Annotated in this window: 26 protein-coding genes; 21 read left to right on the forward strand and 5 right to left on the reverse strand. The window is 66.1% G+C overall.

The window, feature by feature from the left end:
• The first annotated feature begins 1 nt into the window (after position 1).
• The 11 genes from DFW101_RS04180 to DFW101_RS04230 all read left to right on the forward strand — a co-directional run bounded on the left by DFW101_RS04180 (position 2) and on the right by DFW101_RS04230 (position 7,869).
• Positions 2-868 (forward strand): MinD/ParA family protein, encoded by an 867-nt coding sequence (locus DFW101_RS04180; RefSeq protein WP_009180276.1) that lies wholly within the window; start codon positions 2-4, stop codon positions 866-868.
• Positions 810-1,604, forward strand: a complete 795-nt coding sequence (locus tag DFW101_RS04185) for a FliA/WhiG family RNA polymerase sigma factor (protein ID WP_009180277.1) — start codon at positions 810-812, stop codon at positions 1,602-1,604. The genes DFW101_RS04180 and DFW101_RS04185 overlap by 59 nt, the downstream gene beginning before the upstream one ends.
• 116 nt (positions 1,605-1,720) lie before the next feature.
• Complete coding sequence (locus tag DFW101_RS04190) at positions 1,721-2,104, forward strand: chemotaxis response regulator CheY (protein ID WP_009108500.1); 384 nt, start codon at positions 1,721-1,723, stop codon at positions 2,102-2,104.
• Between the two features lie 172 nt (positions 2,105-2,276).
• Complete coding sequence (locus DFW101_RS04195; RefSeq protein ID WP_009180278.1) at positions 2,277-2,978, forward strand: flagellar basal body-associated FliL family protein; 702 nt, start codon at positions 2,277-2,279, stop codon at positions 2,976-2,978.
• Positions 2,979-3,299 (forward strand): hypothetical protein, encoded by a 321-nt coding sequence (locus tag DFW101_RS04200; RefSeq protein ID WP_009180279.1) that lies wholly within the window; start codon positions 2,979-2,981, stop codon positions 3,297-3,299.
• 132 nt (positions 3,300-3,431) lie between these two features.
• Positions 3,432-3,851 carry a hypothetical protein gene (locus DFW101_RS04205; RefSeq protein WP_009180280.1) on the forward strand — a complete coding sequence of 140 codons (420 nt, stop codon included), beginning with the start codon at positions 3,432-3,434 and terminating at the stop codon, positions 3,849-3,851.
• Positions 3,852-4,012: 161 nt separating this feature from the next.
• Positions 4,013-4,885, forward strand: coding sequence for a hypothetical protein (locus DFW101_RS04210; RefSeq protein ID WP_009180281.1), 873 nt, complete (start codon positions 4,013-4,015; stop codon positions 4,883-4,885).
• Between the two features lie 50 nt (positions 4,886-4,935).
• Positions 4,936-6,381, forward strand: coding sequence for a menaquinone biosynthesis decarboxylase (locus tag DFW101_RS04215; protein WP_009180282.1), 1,446 nt, complete (start codon positions 4,936-4,938; stop codon positions 6,379-6,381).
• A gap of 3 nt (positions 6,382-6,384) precedes the next feature.
• Complete coding sequence (locus tag DFW101_RS04220) at positions 6,385-6,972, forward strand: DNA-3-methyladenine glycosylase I (RefSeq protein ID WP_009180283.1); 588 nt, start codon at positions 6,385-6,387, stop codon at positions 6,970-6,972.
• Entirely contained in the window at positions 6,972-7,463 is a 492-nt protein-coding gene (locus tag DFW101_RS04225) for a DUF488 domain-containing protein (protein ID WP_009180284.1), read from the forward strand. The genes DFW101_RS04220 and DFW101_RS04225 overlap by 1 nt, the downstream gene beginning before the upstream one ends.
• 124 nt (positions 7,464-7,587) lie before the next feature.
• A complete protein-coding gene (locus DFW101_RS04230; RefSeq protein WP_009180285.1) occupies positions 7,588-7,869 on the forward strand; it encodes a hypothetical protein in 282 nt (93 codons plus the stop codon).
• Positions 7,870-7,989: 120 nt separating this feature from the next.
• Here DFW101_RS04230 and DFW101_RS04235 read toward each other — a convergent pair whose 3' ends face one another.
• A complete protein-coding gene (locus DFW101_RS04235) occupies positions 7,990-8,883 on the reverse strand; it encodes a LysR family transcriptional regulator (RefSeq protein WP_009180286.1) in 894 nt (297 codons plus the stop codon).
• A 70-nt stretch (positions 8,884-8,953) separates the two neighbouring features.
• Between DFW101_RS04235 and DFW101_RS04240 the strand changes: the two genes are divergently transcribed.
• Entirely contained in the window at positions 8,954-9,844 is an 891-nt protein-coding gene (locus DFW101_RS04240; RefSeq protein ID WP_009180287.1) for a DMT family transporter, read from the forward strand.
• A gap of 98 nt (positions 9,845-9,942) precedes the next feature.
• Here DFW101_RS04240 and DFW101_RS04245 read toward each other — a convergent pair whose 3' ends face one another.
• From DFW101_RS04245 to uvrC, 3 genes are read right to left on the reverse strand one after another with little or no spacing between them, the layout of a single operon-like run.
• Positions 9,943-10,149 (reverse strand): YwbE family protein, encoded by a 207-nt coding sequence (locus tag DFW101_RS04245; RefSeq protein WP_009180288.1) that lies wholly within the window; start codon positions 10,147-10,149, stop codon positions 9,943-9,945.
• A gap of 3 nt (positions 10,150-10,152) precedes the next feature.
• Positions 10,153-10,842: a class I SAM-dependent methyltransferase gene (locus DFW101_RS04250; protein WP_009180289.1), complete on the reverse strand. Its 690-nt coding sequence runs from the start codon at positions 10,840-10,842 to the stop codon at positions 10,153-10,155.
• Between the two features lie 52 nt (positions 10,843-10,894).
• Positions 10,895-12,982, reverse strand: coding sequence for an excinuclease ABC subunit UvrC (gene uvrC / locus DFW101_RS04255; protein ID WP_009180290.1), 2,088 nt, complete (start codon positions 12,980-12,982; stop codon positions 10,895-10,897).
• A gap of 116 nt (positions 12,983-13,098) precedes the next feature.
• Here uvrC and DFW101_RS04260 point away from each other — a divergent pair, with 116 nt between their 5' ends.
• The 7 genes from DFW101_RS04260 to DFW101_RS04290 all read left to right on the forward strand — a co-directional run bounded on the left by DFW101_RS04260 (position 13,099) and on the right by DFW101_RS04290 (position 19,619).
• Positions 13,099-13,584, forward strand: coding sequence for a TIGR00725 family protein (locus tag DFW101_RS04260; protein WP_009180291.1), 486 nt, complete (start codon positions 13,099-13,101; stop codon positions 13,582-13,584).
• A 3-nt stretch (positions 13,585-13,587) separates the two neighbouring features.
• On the forward strand, positions 13,588-14,088 hold the full coding sequence (locus DFW101_RS04265) for an HIT family protein (RefSeq protein ID WP_009180292.1): 501 nt from the start codon (positions 13,588-13,590) through the stop codon (positions 14,086-14,088).
• A 13-nt stretch (positions 14,089-14,101) separates the two neighbouring features.
• A complete protein-coding gene (locus DFW101_RS04270; RefSeq protein ID WP_009108516.1) occupies positions 14,102-14,500 on the forward strand; it encodes a LapA family protein in 399 nt (132 codons plus the stop codon).
• 32 nt (positions 14,501-14,532) lie between these two features.
• Positions 14,533-17,175: a DNA mismatch repair protein MutS gene (mutS, locus tag DFW101_RS04275; RefSeq protein WP_009180293.1), complete on the forward strand. Its 2,643-nt coding sequence runs from the start codon at positions 14,533-14,535 to the stop codon at positions 17,173-17,175.
• A 4-nt stretch (positions 17,176-17,179) separates the two neighbouring features.
• The gene (gene lysA / locus DFW101_RS04280; RefSeq protein ID WP_009180294.1) at positions 17,180-18,418 is read left to right on the forward strand and encodes a diaminopimelate decarboxylase; all 1,239 of its coding nucleotides are present in this window, start codon (positions 17,180-17,182) and stop codon (positions 18,416-18,418) included.
• A 238-nt stretch (positions 18,419-18,656) separates the two neighbouring features.
• Positions 18,657-19,193 (forward strand): GDSL-type esterase/lipase family protein, encoded by a 537-nt coding sequence (locus tag DFW101_RS04285; RefSeq protein WP_009180295.1) that lies wholly within the window; start codon positions 18,657-18,659, stop codon positions 19,191-19,193.
• Positions 19,194-19,355: 162 nt separating this feature from the next.
• Positions 19,356-19,619, forward strand: a complete 264-nt coding sequence (locus DFW101_RS04290; RefSeq protein WP_009180296.1) for an amphi-Trp domain-containing protein — start codon at positions 19,356-19,358, stop codon at positions 19,617-19,619.
• A 166-nt stretch (positions 19,620-19,785) separates the two neighbouring features.
• On the opposite strand, the gene DFW101_RS04295 is transcribed toward DFW101_RS04290, so the two are convergent.
• Positions 19,786-20,814, reverse strand: coding sequence for an alpha-hydroxy-acid oxidizing protein (locus tag DFW101_RS04295; RefSeq protein ID WP_009180297.1), 1,029 nt, complete (start codon positions 20,812-20,814; stop codon positions 19,786-19,788).
• 228 nt (positions 20,815-21,042) lie between these two features.
• On the opposite strand from DFW101_RS04295, the gene DFW101_RS04300 reads away from it, so the two are divergent.
• Both DFW101_RS04300 and DFW101_RS04305 read left to right on the forward strand, forming a co-directional pair.
• Positions 21,043-21,666: a LysM peptidoglycan-binding domain-containing protein gene (locus DFW101_RS04300; protein ID WP_009180298.1), complete on the forward strand. Its 624-nt coding sequence runs from the start codon at positions 21,043-21,045 to the stop codon at positions 21,664-21,666.
• 175 nt (positions 21,667-21,841) lie between these two features.
• Positions 21,842-22,654 (forward strand): tetratricopeptide repeat protein, encoded by an 813-nt coding sequence (locus DFW101_RS04305; RefSeq protein ID WP_009180299.1) that lies wholly within the window; start codon positions 21,842-21,844, stop codon positions 22,652-22,654.
• Positions 22,655-22,726: the final 72 nt, after the last annotated feature.

The raw sequence follows: 22,726 nt of genomic DNA on the forward strand, positions 1-22,726 counted from the left end.
CATGCCAACCAGCACACTCGCCGCGCCCCGCCGCCCCCGCCACGGCGCGGCCATCCCCCAAGTCCTTTCCGTCACCTCGGGCAAGGGCGGGGTCGGCAAGACCAACCTTTCGGTCAACCTAGCCTACAGCCTGTCCCGGATGGGACGCAGGGTGGTGCTCCTCGACGCCGACCTGGGGCTCGCCAACGTGGACATCCTGCTTGGCCTGACCCCGACCATGAACCTCTTCCACCTCTTTCACGAAGGCGTGGACCTGAGGCAGGTGCTCATGGAAACGCCCTATGGCTTTTCCATCCTGCCGGCCTCCTCGGGGGTGAGCGACATGCTGGCCCTGTCCACGGGGCAAAAGCTCGACCTGCTCGAGGCCATGGATTACCTGGAAGGCCAAATCGACTATTTGATAGTGGACACAGGGGCCGGAATCAATGATAATGTCATTTATTTCAATCTGGCCGCACGGGAACGGCTGCTGGTCCTGACCACGGAGCCCACTTCCCTGACCGACGCCTATGCGCTCGTGAAGGTCATGCACGTGCACCACGACGTGCACCGGTTCCGGGTCGTGGTGAACATGGCCCCGAGCCTCAAGGCGGCCAAGGCGGTATATGAAAAGCTCTCCACGGCCTGCGACCATTTTCTCTCCGGCATCTCCCTGGATTTCACGGGGATCGTGCCGGTCGATCCGGCCGTGAAAAACGCGGTGATCCGGCAAAAGCCGTTTTGCCACCTGACGCCCGACGCTCCGGCCAGCAAAAAACTTATGGAACTGGCCCAAACGATCGATTCCTGGGACGTGGACGCCAAGCTCGATGGAAACATCAAATTCTTCTGGAAAAAGCTCCTCTTCCAGGAACAACCCCTGGCTTAGGCTCGAATCCGGGGCGACGCAGTGGAAAGACTTCGACGCGCGCGATCGGCAGGAGATCGTGCGCCACTACTCGCCCAAGATCAAAATCGTGGCCAGCCGGCTCAAGGCCAAGCTGCCCCAGTCCGTGGAGATGGGAGAGCTTTTAAGCGCCGGAGCCATGGGCCTGATCGAGGCCCTCGGCCGCTTCCGGCCGGAACTCGGCATCAAGTTCGAGACCTATGCCGAGTCCCGGATCAAGGGTTCCATGCTCGACGACCTGCGGCGCATGGACTGGTTTTCCAGGGGCCAGCGGCACCGGGTCCGCACCCTGGAGGAGGCGTCGCGGCGCATCGAAAACGATTCCGGCAAGGCCGCCACCGTGGAACAACTGGCCGAAGCCACGGGTTTGACCGAGCGCGAGGTCACCCAGGGGCTTGAGGCCCTCCAGAACCAGCTGTGCCTGAGCCTTGACGCCATCACGGAAAACATTTCGTCGTACCAGAAGAACCAGCTCGAAAACGAGCCGTACAAATCCGCCGAATTCAAGGAACTGGTCGACAAGCTGGCTTCCCTGATCGACGATTTGACTCCCCGGGAAAAGTTGGTATTGTCGCTTTATTACGGCGAGGAACTGAATATGCGGGAAACCTCCGAGGTCATGGGCATCACCGAAGGGCGGGTGTCGCAACTGCACTCCCAGGCCTTGGCTAGGCTCCGCCAGAAGTTCAAAGCACAATACAACATCGAACAGCATTGACGCGGGAATGGCAGTCGCGGTCCGCATCGAGGCTCCTGCGGGAGCATCGTCAAACACCGCCGCATCCGCCTTGCCCCAGACGATAGTGAAGCATTCGCACCAACAGGAGAGAAGCCATGGCCGCCAATAAGGAAATGCGCATCCTGGTCGTTGACGATTTTTCCACGATGCGCAGAATCATAAAAAATATTCTCAGACAACTGGGCTTTAATAACATCATCGAAGCCGACGACGGTAGCAGCGCCTGGGAAACCCTCAATAAAGACAAGATCGACTTTATCATCTCCGATTGGAACATGCCGAAGATGCCTGGCATCGAACTCCTGCGCAAGGTCCGCTCCAGCGAAGAGTTCGCCGAGTTGCCGTTTCTCATGGTCACGGCCGAAGCACAGCAGGAAAACATCATCGAGGCCGTCCAGGCCAAGGTATCCAACTACATCGTCAAGCCCTTTACCGCGGAAACGTTGGGCCAGAAGATCGACAAGATTTTCGACAAATAGCCCGCCTTCCCGGATCACGGCCGGGCCATGACGCCCCCGGCTCCCGGCTGCCAGGCCGGGAGCCGGCACTCCCGACAGGCCTTGCGGCGACACGCCAGGAGCGCGACCGTTGGCCGGGTGCATCGCCGCCGGGTCGAGGCCGCCCGGCCCGGGCAAGGACCACGAGGCTTCCATGGTTGCGGACGACGGTTTCGATTCCCAGATCAAGGCCAAGCTTGACGACAGCGAACTGTCCGACGACCTGCCAAAGGCCCTCCAAAAGGTCGATCTCGACCTAGATGACGCCCCGTTCCTCGAAGACGAGGCCGAGGAACCCGCCCCGTCCGCCGTGGTCGAGGAATCGACCCCTTTCCCGGCAACGGATGAAGAGGCCAAGCCTTCCCGAAAAAAGCTCTTCGTCCTGGTCGGCGCAGTCCTTTTCCTGCTCCTCGCCGGGGCGGCCGCGTTTTTTCTCCTGAAAAAAACCCCACCCGCGCCCCCCCCCGTGGTCGAGGAAGCGCCCCCGCCCGTCGAGGCCCCTGCCCCGGTGGTCCCCACGCCCCCGCCCCCCGAGCCGCCGGCGGTCCAGCCGGAAATCATCATGGCCATGGACCCGTTTTTGATCGAATTGGCCGATCCGAAAGGCCGCACCCGCTTCCTGACCATCCGCTTCACGGCCGTGACCCGGGAACCGGCTGTGGAACTCGAATTCAAGCGGAATCTCATTGTCGTTCGCGATGCCGTGTATTATTATCTGAAAAACAAGAACCTGGAGTTCCTGACCGACAAGAACAACGCCGATGCCCTCAAAAAAGACGTCCTGTCGGTCATAAACCAGTTTATCGGGGCACAACCGCTGGATAACCTGCTTATCGAGGATTACCTGGTGAAGTAGATGTCCATCGATTTGACCACCGTCTTCCAGGCCCTGCCCTACGCGCAGAACGTGGCCCATGCCGAGCTGGTCCAGCCGCAAGCCGGTCTGGCCGCCTCCCAGCTTCTGGCCGAGCAGGTCCTGGCCGAACAGAACAAGCAGACCCCGCGCATCGAGCAGCAGGACGCGGCCGATACCGTTGGCGACAAAGAGCAGCAGGGCCGCCAGGCCAGGGACCAGCGGCAGCATCGCCCCCGCCGTCCGGCCCCGCCCGAAGCCGAGGAAACCCAGGCCAGCAATCCCACGCCCTTTGCCGGTCACATCATCAACATGAAAATCTAGCGCCACGCCGCCCGCCCTGCCCATGTCCGCCGTCCGCCCGGTCGCCCGTCCCCGCATTTTCGCCATCAGGGAGACATGTTTCCCGGCGGCGGTCCGGCCCGGGCCGGCGGCACGCCCCCTGGATGTTCCCCGATGAACGGCTATTCCACTCTCGTCATCTTCCTGACCGTGTGCGAGCTGGCCCTGCTCCTGCTGGTCGTCCTTTTCTTTTCGAGGCTCCGCCGCTCCGAGGAGCTCCTGGCCAAGCTCCAGAAAAACCAGGATTCGCTGCTCAAAAAGCTCGACTTCAACGCCAAGCTCGAACAGGAGCTGATCGGCAGTTTCCAGCGCCGCCAGGCCGAACTGGCCGAACTGGACCAGAAGCTCGAACAGCGCCGCGACGAACTGGAAAAACTGGTCAAGAAAGCCAAGGAATACAGCCGTTCACCGGATTTTCTGCGCCAGATCATCCTGAACGGCACCCGTCGAGGCCAGTCGCCCCAGGCCCTGGCCAAGGCCACCGGCCTGTCCCTCGACGAGGTGGAACTGATCCTGGCCCAGAACAACCCCTAGGGAACACGGAAGGAAGATGCCTCCGGCGGGCGGGGGAATGATTCCCCCGGCCCTCCCCGCTTGTATCACGGTGGCGGCGGCATCCGGACCGTGGGCGCACCGACGATAAAGGCCAGGGGGTCCGGGGGGGATGATCCCCCGGCCGCCGGAGGCATTCTCCAATGCGCGTCAGCGACAAGCAAAGCAGCAATGGCCGGTCGCCAAACAGCCGGGACAGGTCCGATCCCGAGGCCTTCCGCCGGGGCCGCAAGGCCGGGCAGATCGTGCGCGGCAGGCTGGCCGGTCCGGGCCCGCACGGACTTTATTGGGTCGTCGCGGCCGGGCACAGGCTCCTTGCCCGACTCGACCACGAGCCCACGCCCGGCCGGGAGCTCCTCTTTCGCATCGAGCGCCTGGAACCCGAACTCCTGCTCAAGGACATCACTCCGCCGCCCTCGTCCCGGTCCGATCCGGCCTTGTTCCTTTCCGCCCTGACCGAGGCCCGGTCGCGCTTCGAACACCGGCTGGCGGACGACGGGCCGCCGTCCGTCCCGCCCCTGGACCTGACCGGGGCCAGACGCCGTTTCCTCGCCTGGCTCACAGCCGATCCGGCCGTGCGGGCCGATTTTGACGCCGTGGCCGCGCTTTGCGCCGTGGCCGGGGACTTCCTGCCCCGGACCGAGGGACGGCTGGCCTACGTGCCCTGGGTGTTTCCGGGGCTGGCCCAGTCGGAGCTTCTGGCCGCGCGTCTGCCGGCCGGCCAGGGCGGGCCGGCCTGGACGGTTCGCGTTTTCGGCCGGCTGGCCCGTGAGGGGTTGGTGGCCGTGCAGGCCTCCTGGCATCCGGGCCGGGTGGCCTGCCGCCTCATGCTCGAACGGAGGGACGCGGCCGGGGCCGTGACGGCCGCCCTGTCCCGGGTCCGTTTCGGCCGCGCCGTCCTTGCTCCGGCCTGGCTGTCCGTGGGGCCGCTCCCGGCCGCATATGCCTCCGGTTTTGTGGCCCGGCTTTTGGCCGACGCGGGCCGGCCCTTTACGGGGCTGCGGCTTCGGGTATAAAGGCGGGGACCGGCAAAGGCCGAGAGATCCATTCCCCGGAGCGATAGCCCATGGCATACAAGGACTTGCAGGAATTTTTGCGGCTTTTGGAGAAAAAGGGCGAACTGCGGCGCATAAAGCCCGAGCTTTCCCCGTATCTGGAGATCGCCGAAATCACGGACCGGGTGTCCAAGGCCGTCGGCCCGGCCCTGTACTTCGAAAACCCCACAGGGGCGCGCTTTCCGGTGGTGACCAACGTGTTCGGGTCCTACCCGCGCATGCACCTGTCGCTCGAATGCGAGAATCTCGACGCCCTGGGCCGGCGCATCGACGACGTGCTGGAGATGGAAAAGCCCGAAGGCCTGATCGAGAAGCTCAAGCTCCTGCCCAAGCTCGCCAAGATGGCCGGCATCTTCCCCAAGACCGTGGGCGGCGGCCGGTGCCAGGACGTGGTCCTGACCGGCGACGACGTGGACCTGTCCATCATGCCGGTCCTGACCACCTGGCCGGGCGACGCCGGGCCCTTTATCACCCTGCCTGTGGTGGTGACCAGGGACCCGGTTTCCGGCAAGCGCAACGTCGGCATGTACCGGATGCAGGTATTCGACAAAAAGACCACGGGCATGCATTGGCACCGCCACAAGGGCGGGGCCGCCCACTACCATCTGGCCGAACAGCGCGGCGAGCGACTTCCCGTGGCCGTGGCCATCGGCCCGGATCCGGCCTGCACCTACGCCGCCACGGCCCCGCTGCCGGACGACATCGACGAATTCCTGTTCGCCGGCTTCCTGCGCCAGGCCCCGGTGGAACTGGTGCAGTGCAAGACCGTGGACTTGCAGGTGCCGGCCTCGAGCCAGTTCGTGCTGGAGGGGTATGTCGAACCCGGTGAACGACGCCGCGAGGGTCCGTTTGGCGACCACACGGGCTACTATTCCCTGGCCGACGATTATCCGGTTTTCCACGTCACGGCGCTGACCCACCGCAAGGACGCCGTCTATCCGGCCACCCTGGTCGGTCCGCCGCCCATGGAGGACTGCTACATGGGCAAGGCGACCGAGCGCCTCTTTTTGCCGCTCATCAAAAAGCAGTTGCCCGAGATCGTGGACTTGAGCCTGCCGCTCGAGGGCGTGTTCCACAACTTCTGTTTCGTCTCCATCGACAAGCGCTATCCCGGCCAGACGCGCAAGATCATGTACGCCATCTGGGGCCTTGGCCAGATGATGTTCACCAAGTGCATCGTGGTGGTCGACGCCGGGGTCAATGTCCAGAACACCTCGGAAGTGCTGTGGCGGCTTGGCAACAACGTGGACCCCAGGCGCGACATCGTGATCGTGGACGGACCCCTCGACGCCCTGGACCACGCCTCGCCCACGGCCTTTTACGGCGGCAAGATCGGCATCGACGCCACGAAAAAAGGCCCCGAGGAAGGACACATGCGCGAATGGCCCGATGCCCTGGCCATGGACCCGGCCACCCGGGCCCGCATCGACGCCCTGTGGGGCGAACTGGGACTCTAGGCCATGCCCGAGGCTGACGCCAAAATCCGCTGCCCCTGGTGCGGCGACCATCCGCTCTACGTCCGCTACCACGACGAGGAGTGGGGGACGCCGCTCCACGACGACCGGGCCCTTTTCGAGCTCCTCATCCTCGAAGGGGCGCAAGCCGGCCTGTCCTGGCTGACGGTGCTCACCCGCCGGGAGGGCTACCGGGAGGCCTACGAAGGCTTCGACCCGGTCCGGGTGGCCGCCTTTGACGCCGCCAGGATGGCCGCCCTGGCCGGCGATGCCCGGATCATCCGCAACCGGGCCAAGATCGCGGCCTCGGTCAAAAACGCCCAGGCCTTTCTGGCCGTCAACGAGGCCTTTGGCTCCTTCGACGCCTACCTGTGGCGTTTCGTGGACGGCCGGCCGGTGGTCGGCAACTGGGACGACCTGAGCCGGGTTCCGGCCACGACACCCCTGTCCGAGCAGGTCAGCCGGGACCTCAAGGCCCGCGGCTTCGGATTCGTCGGATCGACCATCGTCTACGCCTTTTTGCAGGCGGCCGGCCTGGTCAACGACCATTTGACGGGTTGCTTCCGCTACCGGGAGCTGACCGGGGCGGCCTGATGCAGCGCGAGCCCCTTTCCCGCCCGCCCATCTACACCATCGGCCACGGCCATCTGGAGCGGGCCGCGTTTCTAAGCCTACTCGCCTGCCACGGCGTCAACCTGTTGATCGACGTCCGTTCCCATCCCGTCTCCCGCTATATGCCGCACTTCTCCAAAGACGCATTGGAGAAGTCCCTGCGTGCCTGGGGCGTGGGCTACCAGTTCCTCGGCCGCGATCTCGGCGGCCGGGGCTCGGGCATCGAGAACGCCGTATCCTTTGCCCGGGGCGTGGAACGGGTGATGGACGCCTGGCGGCAGGCCTATCGGCTGGCCTTGCTCTGCGCCGAGGAAGACCCCCGGCGGTGCCACCGGGCCGGCCGCATCGCCCCGGCCCTCCTCACCCGGGGGGCCCGGGTGGTCCACATCCGGGCCGACGGCCGACTCGAACCCCACACCCCGGCCTGGCCCGACTTCCCTATGACCTGCCTCCTGGCCGGAGACCCGCAGTGACCGGACGGCACGTTTCACCAACCGATGCCCGGCGCCGGGGACCCTATCCCGACCGGCGCATCGCCAATGTCCTCAAACGACAAAAGGGCCGGCCCCGGACGGGCCGCCACGGAAAGGAGTGCCTATGCGCGGGGAATGTCAGGGTTGCCAGATGGAACAAGACAACAACGACGGACAGGCCTGGGTGACGGTATCGAGCTTCTGCCGTCCGTGCCAGCCCGAGCCGGCCCTGGAGGAACTCATTGCAGCCGATCTGGCCCGCTGGGCCGAGGCCGCCCGCGACGCCGGCCTGCCGCCCGAAGGCCACGTCCGGGTGACACGCGCTGAAGAGGAAATTACGGTGGAGATAAGCCCCCGACTCGACGCCGCCTTCACTCCGGAACAGACCCTGTGGAAGGCCATTTGAGGCGACAGGGAGGGAAGGCGGCTGGATCCCTCCGGCGGCCACAGGGGCATAGCCTTTTGGAAGCCCCCAGAGATCGGTGCCTATTTGAGGATGATCTTCGGCCGGCGCCATGTACCGGGCTTAACGAAGAAATGGGTCCTGGGGCGGGGCGGCCCGCTCCGGGCGGGACGGACCGAGGAGCAGGCCGGCCAGCCGCCGGGCAAGCGGTGTGGGCCGAGGCGGCAGAATGAGGGCCGCCTCGTAATCCGGCAACACCGGCAGACCGCCCTCCCCGGACGAAAGGACCCGCCAGCCTTGGGGGACCGTCCGCCGGGCCAGGGCCGTCACGGCCAGGCCCCGGCCGGCCATGGCGGTGAGCCCCGCGATGTGCGAGGCCCGGCAGACCTCGCGCCAGGCGATGCCGGCGCTGGCCAGGGCGGCCAGAACCATGGGCCGGGTCCGGCAGCCCTCGGCGAAAAGAGCCACCGGCAGCGGACGCGACAGATGCGGCTCCCGGCCGGGCGGCACACACCACACCAGCCGGTCGCGAAAGACCAGTTCCCCCCGAGCGCTTCCGGGCTCGCGGACCACCACCACCGCATCCAGCTCCCCGGCCATAAGCGCCGCTTCGAGCCCGGCCGACAAATCGCACCGCAGATCGACCAGCCCCTGCGGGCAGTCCCGGGCCAGTCCCTCGACTACCGAAGCGACCAGTCCGGCCACGCCTTCGTCCGGCACCCCAAGCCGCAACGTCCCGGCCGGCTTGGCCGTTTCCAGAGCCACGGCCGCCTCATCCAAAAGACTTAGGATGCGGCGGGCATAGCCGACCACCATCTCTCCGGCCGGGGTCGGCCGGCAGCCCTGGCGCGACCGCTGGAGCAGCCGACAGCCCGCCGCCCGCTCCAGGCCGGCAATGGCCGCGCTGACGGCCGCCTGCGTCTTGCAGAGTCCGGCCGCCGCGGCTGTGAATCCGCCTGCATCCACCACTGCGGCCAGGGGGCGCAGGGCCTGGGTGTCGAAAAGATTCTGCTTCATAAAAATAAGTTATGGAGAGATCGAATAGTTTCATTATACCGTATGCAAAGCTTTGGGTAAAGACACGGCCATGGTCGCATCCCTTGCTCCTGCCCTGTTCGTTTTCCTCTGGTCCACCGGGTTTGTGGTGGCCCGGGCTATCGTGCCCTACGCCGACCCAAGCCTGTTTCTGACCGCCCGGTTTGCCCTGGCCGGACTCGTTTTGGCCGGGTGCGCCCTGGCGGCCCGGGCGTCCTGGCCGGGCGCCCGACACGCGGCCGGTCATCTGGCCGCCGGCGGGCTCCTTCACGGCCTCTATCTCGCGGCCAGCTACCGGGCCGTGGCTCTGGGGCTTTCTCCGGGCGTCATGGCCCTTTTCGGAGCCCTCCAGCCGCCCCTGACCACCCTTTGCGGCGTATACTTTTTCCGTGAGCGGCCGGACTGGCGGCTCTGGCTCGGCATGTTGGCCGGCCTGGCCGGCGTCGGCGTGGTGGTTTGGCCCGGCCTGTCGTCCGGCGGAGGCGACGGCGGCCTGCCGCCGGTGTCGCCGACAATGATCGGCCTGGCCCTTGCCGGTGTATCGGCCATCACCATCGGCGCGCTCGTCCAGAAATCCTCCCTGGCCCGGGCCGACCTGCGGGCGGCGGGCGCGCTCCAGCATGCCGGCGGGGCCGTGGTCACGGCGCTCCTCGCGGTGGTGTGGGACGAGACGCGGTTCGTGCCGTCCCTGCCCCTCTTCGGGGCCCTGGCCTGGGGAGTGGGCGGCCTGTCCGTCGGCGGGGCGAGCCTGCTCGTCTGGCTGGTGCGGCGGGGGGAGGCGTCGCGGGCGGTATCCTTGCTCTTTCTGGCCCCGCCCCTGGCGGCCGCCGAGGCCTGGCTCCTTTTCGGGGCCCGGCTCGGGCCAGCACAACTGGCCGGTTTCGCCCTGGCCCTTGGCGGCGTGGTCCTGGCCAGGAGGATGCCGGCGGCAGGCAAGGGATGACGGTCCGGGAAACAGCAAGACACCAGGAAGATTCCCCTGGGGAAAGATCCGTCGTCCCCCAGAAGCAATGCCGGGAGTGAGACGCGAGAGGCGTATTCTCAGGCCGCAGGGCCGAGGATCGCGTGGACCCGGCCGATCTGGCCGTCGGCCAGACGGACCTTGATGCCACGCGAATGGTACGGGGACTTGGTCAGGATGTCCTTGACCACGCCCTCGGTCAGCGCGCCCGTGCGCTGGTCCTTTTTGAGCACAATGGCCACACGAAGGCCGGGCCGGATGTCGGCGCGATTGGTGCCGCCTGCCATGGTTCAGGCCGGGACGAACCGCAGGAACTTGCGGGGTTTCTCGTAGCCCTCGGCCATGGGCGAAAGCGGCTCCATGCGCCAGCGCGGGGCCAGGCAATCGCACACGTACTCCAGAAGCAGAAAGTCGCCCCCCTGCACGTACTTCTCCGGATAGACCTCGCGAAGCTTCCCGGGCGTGGTGCCGAGTTCCTTTCGGATCCAGTAGATCTTCTGGACCGAAACGATCAGTTCGCGCCGGGAAAGACGCTCCAGAAAGGCCAGGGCCGGAGCCACCCGGTTTTCGACCACAAACGTTTTGCCAATGAATTCCACCAGCATGGCGATGTCGAACTGCCGGGCCGGCAAGGTACTGTCCGGATCGTCGAGATCGTGGCGCTCGAAGGCGACGTTGTCGATCTTAAAGTGTTTCTTTAAGAGTTCGCAACCGGCCAGCACCCGGGCCTCCCGGTCCACGCCGAGCACCCTCGCCGCCCCGAGCCGGCTGGCCTCGAAGGTGAAAAATCCGAAGTTGCAGCCAAGATCGACCACCGTGCGGCCGGCGAACCCTATCCGCGAAAAGACCTGCAAGGTGTCGGCGTCGATGGCTTCCTTGCCGGGCACGAGCACGGAAAAATCCGTGTCGTAGACGGTTCGGTAGCGGTGTTCGGGAGCGATGGACTGGGCGAGGGCCAAAAATTCCTGCAAAGGGGGCATGGGGTCTCCGAACGAAAATAATCGGGAACATTACCAAAAAAAAATGAAGAGATCAATCGGCCAGGGCCGCCAAGGCGGCTGCCACGGCCGCGGCCCGTCTGGGTCCAAGGCCCGTCTTGGCCATGATCTCCCCGGCGCCGGCCGCCCGCATGGCCGTAACCGAGCCAAAGGCCTCCCACAAGAGCCGGGCGGTCTTCGGCCCCACGCCCGGCAGTTCCAGCACCGTGCTTTGAAGGCTCGCCGTGTTCCTGGCCCGGCGCTGGCGGCCGATGGAAAAATCATGGACCGTATCGCGCACGCGCTGCAAGAAAAGGAGTTCCGGCGAACCGGATCGCAGAGACAGCGGATTTTTGCGGCCAGGCACGTAGATCACGTCGTCCATCTCGTTTTGGGACCGCCGTTCGCCCTTGGCGATGGAGGCCAGGGCAAAGGCCCCGGCCACCCCGGCCTCGGTCAGGCTTCTTGAGACAGCCTCGAGCTGGCCCTTGCCGCCGTCGATAAGAAGCAGATCCGGCCAGGGCGGGCCGGAGGCCGCCCGTTTGGCGGCAAAGGTGGCCAGGGCCAGATAGTCGTCGGACGTGCCTTCGAGTTCCGGGAAGGCATAGGCCCGGTAGTCGCTTTTTTGGGGCGTCCCGTCCTCGAAGACGACCATGCCGACGCGCACCCCTTTTCCTCCCAAATGCGAGACGTCCACGGCCTCGATGCGGGAAAGGGCCGGCAGGCCGAACTTACGGGCAAGGGACGGGAGGATGTCGCCTTCCGCCGCCTTGGCCGCCTCCTCGGCGGCGCGCCGGGCGTTGACCGCGGCCATCTCCAGAAGCTGGCGTTCCTCCCGGCCCCGGGGCGGCCCCAGGCGCACGCCCGCGCCCCGGCGTTCGGCCAGGATCTCGGCCAGGGCCTGGCCATCGCCGCCGCCCTCTTCGCTGCCCTCGCCCATGACGGCTCCGGCCGCGTCTGCGGCCTCCGGGCTCTGGCCGGCTCCGCCGCTCTCGCCGCCGACGCCGTAAGCGGCCGCATCTTCGGCCGCCTCGCCCGGGCTGGCCCCCTCCCGCTGGCCCTCGCCGCCACCCACGTCAGATGCGCCAGGATCGCCGCCCCTCGCGTCGGTCTCCCCGGTTGGGTCCGGCCTCCCGGCTTCCCCGGGACGGACCGGGTCCGGAGGACCGGAAGCTCCGATGGCTACCGGCGCCAGGGTCGCCGGCACCACCACGCGCGGCGCGATGAAGCTCCCCGGCCGGTAGAACTGGACCAGGGCGGTGACGGCGACCGCGTCGGCCTCGGCCGCCTCCACGCCCGGGAAAAAAAACGTCTTGCGGTCAAGGAGCCGGCCCTGGCGCACGAAAAGCACGCACAGCCCGACCCCGTGCTCGGTTGCGGCCATGTTGACCACGTCCATGTCCACAAGCCGGGTCAGCACCGTGGCTTGGCCCTCCACGGTGCGCCGCATGGCTTTTAACAGATCGCGCAGCTTGGCCGCCTGCTCGAAGGCCAGCCTCTCGGCCGCCTCCTCCATCTCCTTCTGCACGGCCCGCAGGATCTCGGCCGACCGGCCGGTCAGAAACGCCTCCACCCGGCGCACCAGCGTCATGTACTCCTGCGGCTCCACGGGCAGGACGCACGGGGCCAGACACTGGCCGATGAAGTAGTAGAGGCAGGGCCGCACCCGGTTGTGGAGCGTGCGGTCGCCGCACTTTCGAAGCGGGAAGACCCGGCCGAGCTCCTTCCAGGTGGTCCTGGCGGCGGCGGCCGAGGTGAAGGGGCCGAAATAGGTGGCCCCGTCGCGCTCCACCCGCCGGGTGAAGGCCAGCCGGGGGAAATCCGAACGCTTGTCGAGTTTGAAAAGGATGTAGTTCTTGTCGTCCTTGAGCACCACATTGTAGCGGGGGCGGTGCTTTTTGATGAGACTCGACTCGAGGAGGAGCGCCTCCTTTTCCGAGGCCGTGAGCAGCACGTCCACGGCCTCGATGCGTCCGACCAGGGCGGCCGTCTTGACCGTGTGCCCGGTTTCCCCGCGAAAATACGAGCCCAGCCTGGCCCGGAGATTTTTGGCCTTGCCCACGTAAAGAATTTTCCCCTTGCCTCCCTTCATGAGGTAAACCCCAGGCGACGTGGGAAAATTTTTCGGTTCAAAATCGTACATGGTCCGGGAGACTAGCCCGGCCGGGTCCCGGACTCAAGCCCGGGTGCGGCCACCTTTCGTCTTTGGGCTAAGGGTCCCTTGCCCTTGGAGAAAGACGCGTGTAGGAAAATGCGGACATGAGCGGGAAACGACCCAGACGGGTTTCGGTCATCGGCGCGGGAACGTGCGACGCGGCCGTCTACGAGGCGGCCCGTCTCCTCGGACGCCTGCTGGCCGGACACGGCTGCGACATCGTCTGCGGCGGCCTTGGCGGGGTCATGGCCGGCGTGTGCCAAGGCGCGCGCGAGGCCGGCGGCCGGACCATCGGCATCCTGCCCGGCGACGACCCGGCCGCGGCCAATCCCTTTGTGAATGTGCCCATTGTGACGGGCATGGGTATCGCTCGAAACGTTTTGGTGGTAAAAAACGGGGACGCGGTCGTGGCCCTGTCCGGCGGGGCCGGGACCTTGTCGGAAATCGGCCTGGCCCTGAAACTCGGCCGGCCCGTGGTGGCCCTTGGGCCGTATGGGACGCTTCCCGGCGTCCGGTCCGCGAAAACCCCGGAAGAAGCCGCGGCCATGGTGGCGGCGTTTTGCCGGGACGATCAGCTGTCGGAGTCGTGATTGATGGAAGTGTTGTGGGCGCCCTGGCGCATGGACTACATACTGGGCCCAAAGCCCGATGCCTGCGTGTTCTGCCTGCCGGAAAACCGGGACGAGGACCGGGACCGGCTGGTCCTGGCCCGGGGCTGCCACACGTTCGTGATCATGAACAAATTTCCCTACAACTCCGGCCACCTGATGGTCACCCCGGTGCGCCACGTGAGCTGCCTGACCGAACTCGCTGCGGCCGAGTCAGGGGAACTGACCGCCGGGCTTGCCTATTGCACCCGGGTGCTCAAAGAGGCCCTGCGACCCCAGGGCATCAACATCGGACTCAACCTCGGCGAGGCTGCCGGGGCCGGGATTGCCGCCCACCTCCATTTCCAGATCGTGCCCCGGTGGAACGGCGATTCCTCGTTCATGGCCGTTTTCGGGGAAACCCGGATCGTGCCCCAGCTCCTGCTCTCCACCTATGACCGGCTTTTGCCTTTCTTTACGGATTACCCCGCAACCGTTACGTCGTGACAAGGAGGCCTCCATGCGCGTGATCAAGGTGCTTTTCCTGCTTGCGTTCTTCTTTTTCTGCATGCTCTTTTTCGTGCAGAACACGGCCATTCTGGAAACGCCGCTCTTGCTCAAGATCGGCGCCTTCGGCTTCCACGCCGAGACCCCGGCCGTGCCCTTCTACGTGGTGCTCCTCCTGGCCTTTGTCGCGGGCGGCCTTTTCTGCACGCTGTATTTCCTGGCCGAAAAGGTCCGGCTGGCCACCTCGGTGCGCAGCCTGCAGAACAAGGTCAATGCCATGGAAAAGCAGCTGGCCCAGAAACGGACCGTCGCCTCTCCCATCGTAGCCCCGAGCTACGCCGCCGCGTCCTCGGTTGCCACGCCTCCGGCGGCTGAAGTCGTCGCCGGCGCGGACAAGAAGTCCGAAGCCTAGGCGCGAGCCGGCCTGTCGTGGGGGAGATCAAAATGACCCCCATGCTGGAGCAGTATCTGCGCGTCAAGGGCGAACACCCGGGCGCGCTGCTGCTCTACCGCATGGGGGATTTCTATGAGATGTTCTTCGAGGACGCCGAAACGGCGGCCCGGGAACTGCAGATCACGCTCACCTCGCGCAATCCCGGCGCCGAGGCGCCTGTTCCCATGTGCGGCGTGCCCCACCACGCTGTGGAAGGCTACATCGCCCAGCTCCTGGAAAAAGGGTTCAAGGTCGCCGTCTGCGACCAGATCGAGGACCCGAAGCTGGCCAAGGGGCTGGTCAAGCGGGCCGTCACCCGGGTCCTGACCCCCGGCACGGCCGTCGAGGAAGGCAACCTCCGGGCCAAGGAACACAACTTCCTGGCCGCGCTTTTTTTCGACGCCGACGAACGGGCCGGCGGGCTGGCCTGGGTCGACTTTTCCACGGGCGAATGGTCCGGGCTTTTCTCCCGCGATGCGGCCCGGCTGTGGCAGTGGACGGTCAAGATCGGTCCTCGCGAACTCCTCCTGCCGGACGGCCTGGAGCCGCCCAAGGACTTTCCCAAGGAAGGCGTGCAGATAAGCCGTTTCCCCCCCCGGCCCCACTTCGATTTCGCCGGCGGCCGCGACAAAGTGTTAAAAGCCCAGGCCGTGGCCGATCTGGCTGCCCTGGACCTCGGGGACAAGCCCCAACTCGTGCGGGCCATGGGCGCGCTTTTGACCTACCTGGCCGCGACGCAAATGCGCGAGCTGGGCCACCTCTCCCCCTTCCGGCCGGTCAACCTCGGCCGCACCATGCTCCTGGACGAGGTCACGGAGAAAAACCTCGAGATATTTCGCCGGCTGGACGGCGGCAAGGGGGTCGGGACCCTGTGGCACGTCCTTGACAAGACCATGACGCCCATGGGCGGCCGGCTCCTCGAATCCCGGCTGCGCCAGCCCTGGCTCGACCTCGGGCCGATCCTCGAAACCCAGGCGGCCGTGGCCAGCCTTGCGGCGGACGAAGGCCGCCGGACCGGGCTTCGCGAGGCCCTCGCCGGCGTCTACGACCTGGAACGCCTGACCACGCGCATCTTTTTGAACCGGGCCGCGCCCCGGGATTTCACGGCCCTGCGCCAGTCGCTCGGGGCCCTGCCCCGGCTGCGGGAACTGGCTTCCGCCGACGACCAGGCGCCCAAAGCCTTCGTCGAGCTCCTGGCGGATTTCGACGCCCTGGAGGACGCCTTCGCCCTCTTGTCTCGTGCCCTGGTCGATTCTCCGCCGCTGGCCGTCACCGAGGGCGGGCTCTTCCGGCCCGGCTACCATCCGGAACTCGACGAGCTGCTGGAGCTGACCGAGCACGGCGAGGCCCGGATCGAGGCGCTCCTGCAGGAGGAACGGGAGGCCTGCAACCTGCCGCGCCTCAAGCTCGGCTACAACCGGGTCTTCGGCTATTATTTCGAATTGTCCAAATCCGCCGGCTCTCCGCCCGGGCACTTCGAACGCCGCCAGACCCTGGCCAATTGCGAACGCTACGTCACCCCGGCCCTCAAGGACCTGGAGGAAAGGCTCCTCTCCGCCGCCGACAAGCGGAAAACGCTCGAATACAACCTGTTTCTGGACCTGCGGACCCAGGTCGCCGGACTTCGCGACCGGATCATGGGCACGGCCGCCCGGGTCGCCCGCCTGGACGTCTGGCAGGGGCTGGCCGAGGCGGCGGTGATCGGCGAATGGACCCGGCCGGAACTGCGCCAGGATCTTGGCATCACGATCCGGGCCGGCCGCCACCCGGTCATCGAGGCCGCCCAGGGCATCGGCAACTACATCCCAAACGACATCAGCGTGGACGACGCGGCCCGGCTGCTCCTCATCACCGGCCCGAACATGGCCGGCAAGTCCACGGTCCTGCGCCAGACGGCGCTGATCGCCATCCTGGCCCAGATCGGCTCGTTCGTGCCGGCCACGCAAGCCGTCATCGGGCTGGTCGACCGGGTCTTCTGCCGGGTCGGGGCCTCGGACAACCTGGCCCGGGGCCAGTCCACCTTCATGGTCGAGATGATGGAGACGGCCCGCATCCTGCGCCAGGCCGGCAAGCGAAGCCTCGTCATCCTGGACGAGATCGGCCGGGGCACGGCCACCTTCGACGGCCTGGCCCTGGCCTGGGCCGTGGTCGAGGATCTGGCCGGCCGGGAAGGCGGGCAAGGCGTGCGCACCCTTTTCGCCACCCACTACCACGAACTGACGGCTCTTGAAGGCCGCCTGCCCGGGCTTCGCAATTTCAATATCGCGGTCAAGGAGTGGAAGGGGGACATCATCTTCCTGCGCCGGCTCCTGCCCGGTCCGGCCGACCGCAGCTACGGCGTGGAAGTGGCCCGCCTCGCCGGCGTGCCGCGAAACGTGGTCAAGCGGGCCCGGGAACTCCTCGAAACCCTGGAGCGGTCCCGGGATCCCGGCAAGGAGGCCGGCCGGGGCGGCCGGGAACGCGGCCAGCCCGTGCTGCCGGGGCTGATGGCCCCGGCCCCGGCCGAGACCGATGCGCCGGTGGCCGATCCGGGCCGTCCCCTTCTTGACGAACTCTCCCGGCTCGAACTAGACCGGATGACGCCCCTTGAGGCCCTTACCCTGCTTTGCGACTGGAAAAACCGCTTTGGCGGCCATGCTGCCCAAGGAGACTGAACCCATGCACCATTTCGCGTACCGGGGCGGCGAGCTCTATGCCGAGGACGTTCCCGTGTCGACCCTTGTCGCCGCCTACGGCACCCCGCTCTACGTTTACAGCGCCGCCACCCTGCGCCGCCATTTCACGGCCTTTGACTCGGCGTTTGGCGGCCTGCCCCACCTCACCTGCTTTTCCGTCAAGGCCAATTCGAACCTGAGCGTCCTTAAAACCCTGGCGGCCATGGGGGCTGGCGTGGACATTGTCTCGGGCGGGGAGCTCTACCGGGCGTTGGCCGCCGGTGTCGCCCCGGAAAAGATCGTCTACTCGGGCGTGGGCAAGCGGGCCGCCGAGATCGAGCAGGCGCTCACGGCCGGCATCCTCATGTTCAACGTGGAATCCCTGGGCGAACTCGAACGCATAAGCGCCATTGCCAAGCGCCTGGGCAAGACCGCGCAGGTGAGCCTTCGCATCAACCCGGACGTGGACCCCAAGACCCATCCGTATATTTCCACGGGGCTCAAAAAGAACAAGTTCGGCCTGGACATCGAAAATTCCCTGGCCGCCTATGCCAAGGCCATGGAACTGCCGAACATCACCCCGGTCGGCATCGACTGCCACATCGGCTCCCAGCTCACCTCCATCTCGCCCTTCCTGGAGGCCCTGGACAAGATCCTGACCTTCCGCGAGAAGCTCTGCGCCATGGGCATCGTACCCCGCTACCTGGACCTCGGCGGCGGACTCGGCATCCAGTACGACGAGGAAGACCCGCCCCACCCCAAGGAATTCGGCGAGGCCCTGACCAAGGCCCTGGGCGACCTGCCCATGACGCTCATCCTCGAACCCGGCCGGGTCATCGTCGGCAATGCCGGCATCCTGGTCACCGAGGTCGTGTACACCAAAAAGACGCCGAGCAAGGATTTCGTCATCGTGGACGCGGCCATGAACGACCTGATCAGGCCCTCGCTCTACGACTCCTTCCATGCCATCCGCGAGGTCCGGCCGGCCGGCCGGGAGACGCTCAACGTGGACGTGGTCGGCCCCATCTGCGAGTCCGGCGATTTCCTGGCCCGGGACCGGGACCTGCCGGCCGTGGCCCCGGGCGAATTGCTCGCCGTCTACTCGGCCGGCGCCTACGGCTTCACCATGTCCTCGAACTACAACTCCCGGCCCCGGGCGGCCGAGGTCCTGGTCGACGGCGAGACAGTCACGGTGGCCCGCCGTCGTGAGACCTACGAGGACCTGATCGCCCTGGAACGCTAGGAACCGATTCCATCGCCCCGGCCTGGGGCTCTTTGCATAGCCGGCCGCCGGAGACTGTCGTCCCGGGGCCGGCTGCCGTAGGGGACCACCGCGCCGCTTGCGGCAGGCTGCGGTTCCTCTCTTGACCGGACAGGTTCCGGCGGTTATCTCATGGAACATGGGGCCGGTCGCACTGCGCGGCCAGCCCTCTTCGGACACGCCTCCCCCGACGTCGAACCATCCCGGAGGGCCTGCCGCTGTGAATGCCGCCTTGCCTGCGCTTCTCATCCTGCAAATCGTCTTTTGCGGTGACAGCATCACCAAGGGCTGGGAAATCTACAACCTGTTCGACCAGCCGCAGAAGGTCTACATCAACGGCGTCGAATCGTGCACCAGCGCGGACATCCTGAAGCGCATCGAGCCCATTGCCGCCAAGAAGCCGCACAAGCTCTTTCTCATGATCGGCATCAATGAAATCAAGGCCCAAAACCGCATCATCGACAATTACGACAAGATCATCAGAATAATCCAGGAAGCCTCGCCCTACACGCTCATCTACGTGCAAAGCATCCTGCCCACCCGCAGCCAGACCATCGACAACGCCGACATCCTGGCCACCAACAAACGCTTGAAAGCCCTGTGCGCCCGGCAAAACAACTTCGTGCGCTACATCGACCTCTACGACTCGTTTCTGGCCGACGACGGCAAGCTCGGCCCCAATTTCACCGAAGATGGCATCCATCTCACCAAAAACGGCTACTCGCTCTGGAAAAAACTCCTTCTAAGCCAGATGTGACGCCCCGGAGGCGGCCATGGTGTCCCGGCCGGCCGAGGGGGCCTCGGCGTCGCCGAAACGCGGCTCTTTTTTCTTGCCCCTGTCATGACAAATCCGCAGGTTGCGAGTATACGGTAGACTCCAAACATGCACCAAACCCACGCATGCGTGAAGGAGAACACCATGGGCGACAAATCGGAAATCTTCCACTGCGACGAAAAAATGCTGACCTACGACGCCGCCATCTATCTGGAAAACCTCGTGGCCGGATTGCGCCAGGGCAAACTGGGCGTAACGGGCGAGGACGGTCCGGTCTGCATCGATCTCCCCCTTGTCGGCACCCTTGAGGTCAGCTTCAAGGAAAAGATCAAGCCCGGCAAATCCAAGCGCAAGCTGACCATCGAGTTGTCCTGGAAGGACAAAGAGGACATCGGTCTCGAGGACTAGCCGCCCGCGCCCGTCAGCCGGCCGCAACCGCGTCCGCGCCGACAACCGGCCTGCGGCCCGGCCCGTTGCATCGCCGTCTCAAAGGCAAACGCCTCCCCGGAACCAAAGAGGTCCCGGGGAGGCGTTTGCATTCCGGTCCAGCCGACTCTTTTGGTGTTTCCAGACCTCAGCCGCAGGGATTGGGACAAAGGATGTGCGGAGAGACCTCACGCACCGAGGCCGTGCCGGTCAGGAGCATGGCGGATGCCAGTTCGGCCCGCAGCTTTTGCAGCAAAAAGGCCACGCCTTCGGCGCCGCCGCCAAACGCCCCGGTCACCAGCGGCCGGCCGACCAGCACGGCGTCGGCTCCGAGGGCCAGGTATTTGAGTACGTCGGCCCCGGTCCGGACGCCGCCGTCGGCCAGGATCACCCCGCGGCCCTTGACCGCCCGGACGATGCCCGGCAGGACCTCGGCCGCGCCCGGGGTGTGGTCGAGGACCCGGCCGCCGTGGTTGGAAACCACGATGGCGGCCGCGCCGGCGTCAAAGGCCAGCCTGGCCTCGTCCGGGGTCATGATGCCCTTGACCACGAACGGCAAGGTGGTGCCGGAGATGAGTTCGGCCAGCTCTGCCGGCGTCTTGGGCGAAACGGGCTGCCCCTTGAGGGCCATGACGGCCAGGCCCGCGCCGTCCACGTCCACGCCGGCGGCCACGGCCCCGGCCGCCTGGGCCTTTTTCAGAAGCGCCTTGACGGCTTCCTGGGCCCGGGGCTTGATAAACGGGACGCCGTGGCCGCCCGCGGCCGCGATGGCGGCAAGGCCGCTGTCGAACATGGCCGGATCGGCCCCGTCGCCGCTCATGCCGAGGGTGCCGGCGGCCTTGGCCCCGGCGACGATCGTGCGGATGAAGTCCTCTTCGGACAGTCTCCCGCCCATGTTGTAAAGAACTCCTGTCATGGGGGCGGCCAGAACCGGCATGGACAGTTCCCGGCCGAAAAGATTTACAGTGGTGTCGGCGGTCCTGACACCATGGAGCGTGCGCATGTTGAGCCGATAGGCGCAGAGGGCCTGCAGGTTGGCCCCGAAGGCCGCCCCCGTACCCGTCCCGCCCATGCCCGGGGCCTCCCCGGCGCAGGCCCGGCCGTCGCAGACCGGGCAGACCCGGCAGTATCCCTTGAGTTCTTCCCTGGCTTTTTTGCGAAGTGTCGTCAGATCCATCTCAAGCGCCTCCAGTGGTGCGAAGTAAGGAGAGCGGCCGGCGGTCCGGCCCTCCCCGTCCTATCCCTCGGCCGGCGCACGGGCAAGCCATCGGATCCGTGGAAAGCCCCTCCGGGCCGGCCTATCCCACTTTTTTTTCACGTGACTTGGCCTTTGCCCCCATGGTAAGCGCCACCTTCGAATGCCGGCGTCAGCGCCGCCTTCTCCAACGCCAGAAACGAGGAGCCTATGCGGCCTATCATTGCTTGTTTGGCTCTCGGCCTGCTGGCCGGGGTCACTGCCTGTTCCGGAGGGGACAAAGATTCCTTCCGCAATGTCGATCATGACAAGAACGGCCGGATTTCCTACGAGGAACTGCTGTTCGTGTTCCCGGAAGTCAGCCCCGAAGTCTTTGCCAAGCTCGACGCCAACGGCGACGGCGGCCTTTCCCTCGAGGAATACCAAACCTTTGCAAAGGGCGATATCCAGCCGGCCGCCGGGGGCCAGGCTCCGGCCAAGACCCCGGCCGCGCCAAAGCTCCCGGCCCAGGGGCAGATGCGGCCGGGCGATGGCGGCCAGTTGTCCATTCCCTACCGGGGTGAGGAAGTCATCGAGATTCCGGCGCCAGGAAGTGACGCTGGCGCCAAATCCCGGTCCGACAAAGGGAAAAAGGACCCGAAAGACCAAAAGGCCAAGCCCGAGGCCACCAAAAGCGGCGAAGCCACCCAGTATACCGTGGTCCGGGGCGACAACCTGCGACGGATCGCCCACAAGTTCGGCGTCACCGTAGAAGACATCACCCGGGCCAACGGCAACATGAACCCGGACACCCTTCGCGACGGGCAGGTGCTGACGATTCCGGCCCATCCCTGATCCTCCCGCCCCTCCTTGCCCGTTCGGGTGTCGGGCGGCGTGGCTGCAGGTATGGCGACGGATTTTTGCCTGAAAAAACCACGCCGGAGACGCGGCGTGGTTCCGGTGAAACCCTCGGCGGATTTCGTGGCAGTGACAGGAGCCCCCTGCGGGCTCGCGGAAAGGAAACGGCATCATGCGATTTTTTCACCTCATGCTTGCGGCCCTCCTCTTTTTGGCCGCGGTCGCCCCGGCCAACGCCCTGACCCAGGAAGAGATCCTCAAGCGCCGATTGGACAAGATGCGCCAGGCCGAGCCGGAAATACGTACCGAAGAGCAGCAGCGCCAGGAGCAGAACCGGCAAAACGCCGCCTCGGTCGCGTCCGAGCCGGTCAAGGCCGATACCGAGACCCTGGCCATCCCGGATCCTGTCCGTCGGCCGTCGCCGGAACCCAAAAGCGGCCTGTGGCAGCAAAAGCCGGCTGCCGCCAAACCGGCCGTTGACGCGCCGCCCCAGGCAAACGTTTCCCCGCAACAGGCCGCAACGCCGCCCCCCCTTCCGGCCGGGACTCTTCCCGCATCGAGCGCCTCGCCGGCTCCGATCGCTGCGCCAACGCCGGCCCCGGCCGCCAAGGCCAAAGGCTCGACCCGCGATCCGAAGGCCGCCGCGGCCCTGGCCGCCCAGGCCGCCAAGGCCGCGTCCGCCGGCGACATGGACACCGCCCTGACCTTGCTCGACGAAGCCGTGGCCGCCGATCCGTTCGACCCGGACCTGCTCAACAACCGGGGCAACGTGCAAAACAATAGGGGAAAGGTGAAGGAAGCATTGGCGGATTACGACAAAGCGATTACCTTGAAGACCTCGGATGCGGCCTACTTCACCAATCGTGGCTTGGCGCACGAACGGCTCGGTAACCCGGAACGGGCCTGCACCGACTACAAGAAAGCCTGCGAGTTGGGAGACTGCGAGTTTTTCAAGAGCTTCAAAGCGGAAGGCCATTGCCGGTAAACGCGGCACGACTTGCCGGCGCCGTGTCCGGATCGGCTCAACAGGTTGGGATAACAGGCCTGGCCCATTTAT

Source organism: Solidesulfovibrio carbinoliphilus subsp. oakridgensis (assembly GCF_000177215.2).
In the GTDB taxonomy this organism is placed as follows: Bacteria; Desulfobacterota; Desulfovibrionia; order Desulfovibrionales; family Desulfovibrionaceae; genus Solidesulfovibrio; species Solidesulfovibrio carbinoliphilus.

Bases quoted from the DNA above. Each gene is read 5' to 3' on its own strand.
- DFW101_RS04300 (WP_009180298.1), top strand. From the start codon at position 21,043: ATGCGGCCTATCATTGCTTGTTTGGCTCTCGGCCTGCTGGCCGGGGTC.
- uvrC (WP_009180290.1), bottom strand. From the start codon at position 12,982: ATGTACGATTTTGAACCGAAAAATTTTCCCACGTCGCCTGGGGTTTAC.
- DFW101_RS04260 (WP_009180291.1), top strand. From the start codon at position 13,099: ATGAGCGGGAAACGACCCAGACGGGTTTCGGTCATCGGCGCGGGAACG.
- DFW101_RS04245 (WP_009180288.1), bottom strand. From the start codon at position 10,149: ATGGCAGGCGGCACCAATCGCGCCGACATCCGGCCCGGCCTTCGTGTG.
- DFW101_RS04190 (WP_009108500.1), top strand. From the start codon at position 1,721: ATGGCCGCCAATAAGGAAATGCGCATCCTGGTCGTTGACGATTTTTCC.
- DFW101_RS04220 (WP_009180283.1), top strand. From the start codon at position 6,385: ATGCCCGAGGCTGACGCCAAAATCCGCTGCCCCTGGTGCGGCGACCAT.
- DFW101_RS04210 (WP_009180281.1), top strand. From the start codon at position 4,013: ATGCGCGTCAGCGACAAGCAAAGCAGCAATGGCCGGTCGCCAAACAGC.
- mutS (WP_009180293.1), top strand. From the start codon at position 14,533: ATGACCCCCATGCTGGAGCAGTATCTGCGCGTCAAGGGCGAACACCCG.
- DFW101_RS04305 (WP_009180299.1), top strand. From the start codon at position 21,842: ATGCGATTTTTTCACCTCATGCTTGCGGCCCTCCTCTTTTTGGCCGCG.
- DFW101_RS04240 (WP_009180287.1), top strand. From the start codon at position 8,954: ATGGTCGCATCCCTTGCTCCTGCCCTGTTCGTTTTCCTCTGGTCCACC.
- DFW101_RS04205 (WP_009180280.1), top strand. From the start codon at position 3,432: ATGAACGGCTATTCCACTCTCGTCATCTTCCTGACCGTGTGCGAGCTG.
- DFW101_RS04180 (WP_009180276.1), top strand. From the start codon at position 2: ATGCCAACCAGCACACTCGCCGCGCCCCGCCGCCCCCGCCACGGCGCG.
- DFW101_RS04195 (WP_009180278.1), top strand. From the start codon at position 2,277: ATGGTTGCGGACGACGGTTTCGATTCCCAGATCAAGGCCAAGCTTGAC.
- DFW101_RS04250 (WP_009180289.1), bottom strand. From the start codon at position 10,842: ATGCCCCCTTTGCAGGAATTTTTGGCCCTCGCCCAGTCCATCGCTCCC.
- DFW101_RS04235 (WP_009180286.1), bottom strand. From the start codon at position 8,883: ATGAAGCAGAATCTTTTCGACACCCAGGCCCTGCGCCCCCTGGCCGCA.
- DFW101_RS04290 (WP_009180296.1), top strand. From the start codon at position 19,356: ATGGGCGACAAATCGGAAATCTTCCACTGCGACGAAAAAATGCTGACC.
- lysA (WP_009180294.1), top strand. From the start codon at position 17,180: ATGCACCATTTCGCGTACCGGGGCGGCGAGCTCTATGCCGAGGACGTT.
- DFW101_RS04265 (WP_009180292.1), top strand. From the start codon at position 13,588: ATGGAAGTGTTGTGGGCGCCCTGGCGCATGGACTACATACTGGGCCCA.
- DFW101_RS04230 (WP_009180285.1), top strand. From the start codon at position 7,588: ATGCGCGGGGAATGTCAGGGTTGCCAGATGGAACAAGACAACAACGAC.
- DFW101_RS04200 (WP_009180279.1), top strand. From the start codon at position 2,979: ATGTCCATCGATTTGACCACCGTCTTCCAGGCCCTGCCCTACGCGCAG.
- DFW101_RS04185 (WP_009180277.1), top strand. From the start codon at position 810: ATGGAAACATCAAATTCTTCTGGAAAAAGCTCCTCTTCCAGGAACAAC.
- DFW101_RS04225 (WP_009180284.1), top strand. From the start codon at position 6,972: ATGCAGCGCGAGCCCCTTTCCCGCCCGCCCATCTACACCATCGGCCAC.
- DFW101_RS04215 (WP_009180282.1), top strand. From the start codon at position 4,936: ATGGCATACAAGGACTTGCAGGAATTTTTGCGGCTTTTGGAGAAAAAG.
- DFW101_RS04295 (WP_009180297.1), bottom strand. From the start codon at position 20,814: ATGGATCTGACGACACTTCGCAAAAAAGCCAGGGAAGAACTCAAGGGA.
- DFW101_RS04270 (WP_009108516.1), top strand. From the start codon at position 14,102: ATGCGCGTGATCAAGGTGCTTTTCCTGCTTGCGTTCTTCTTTTTCTGC.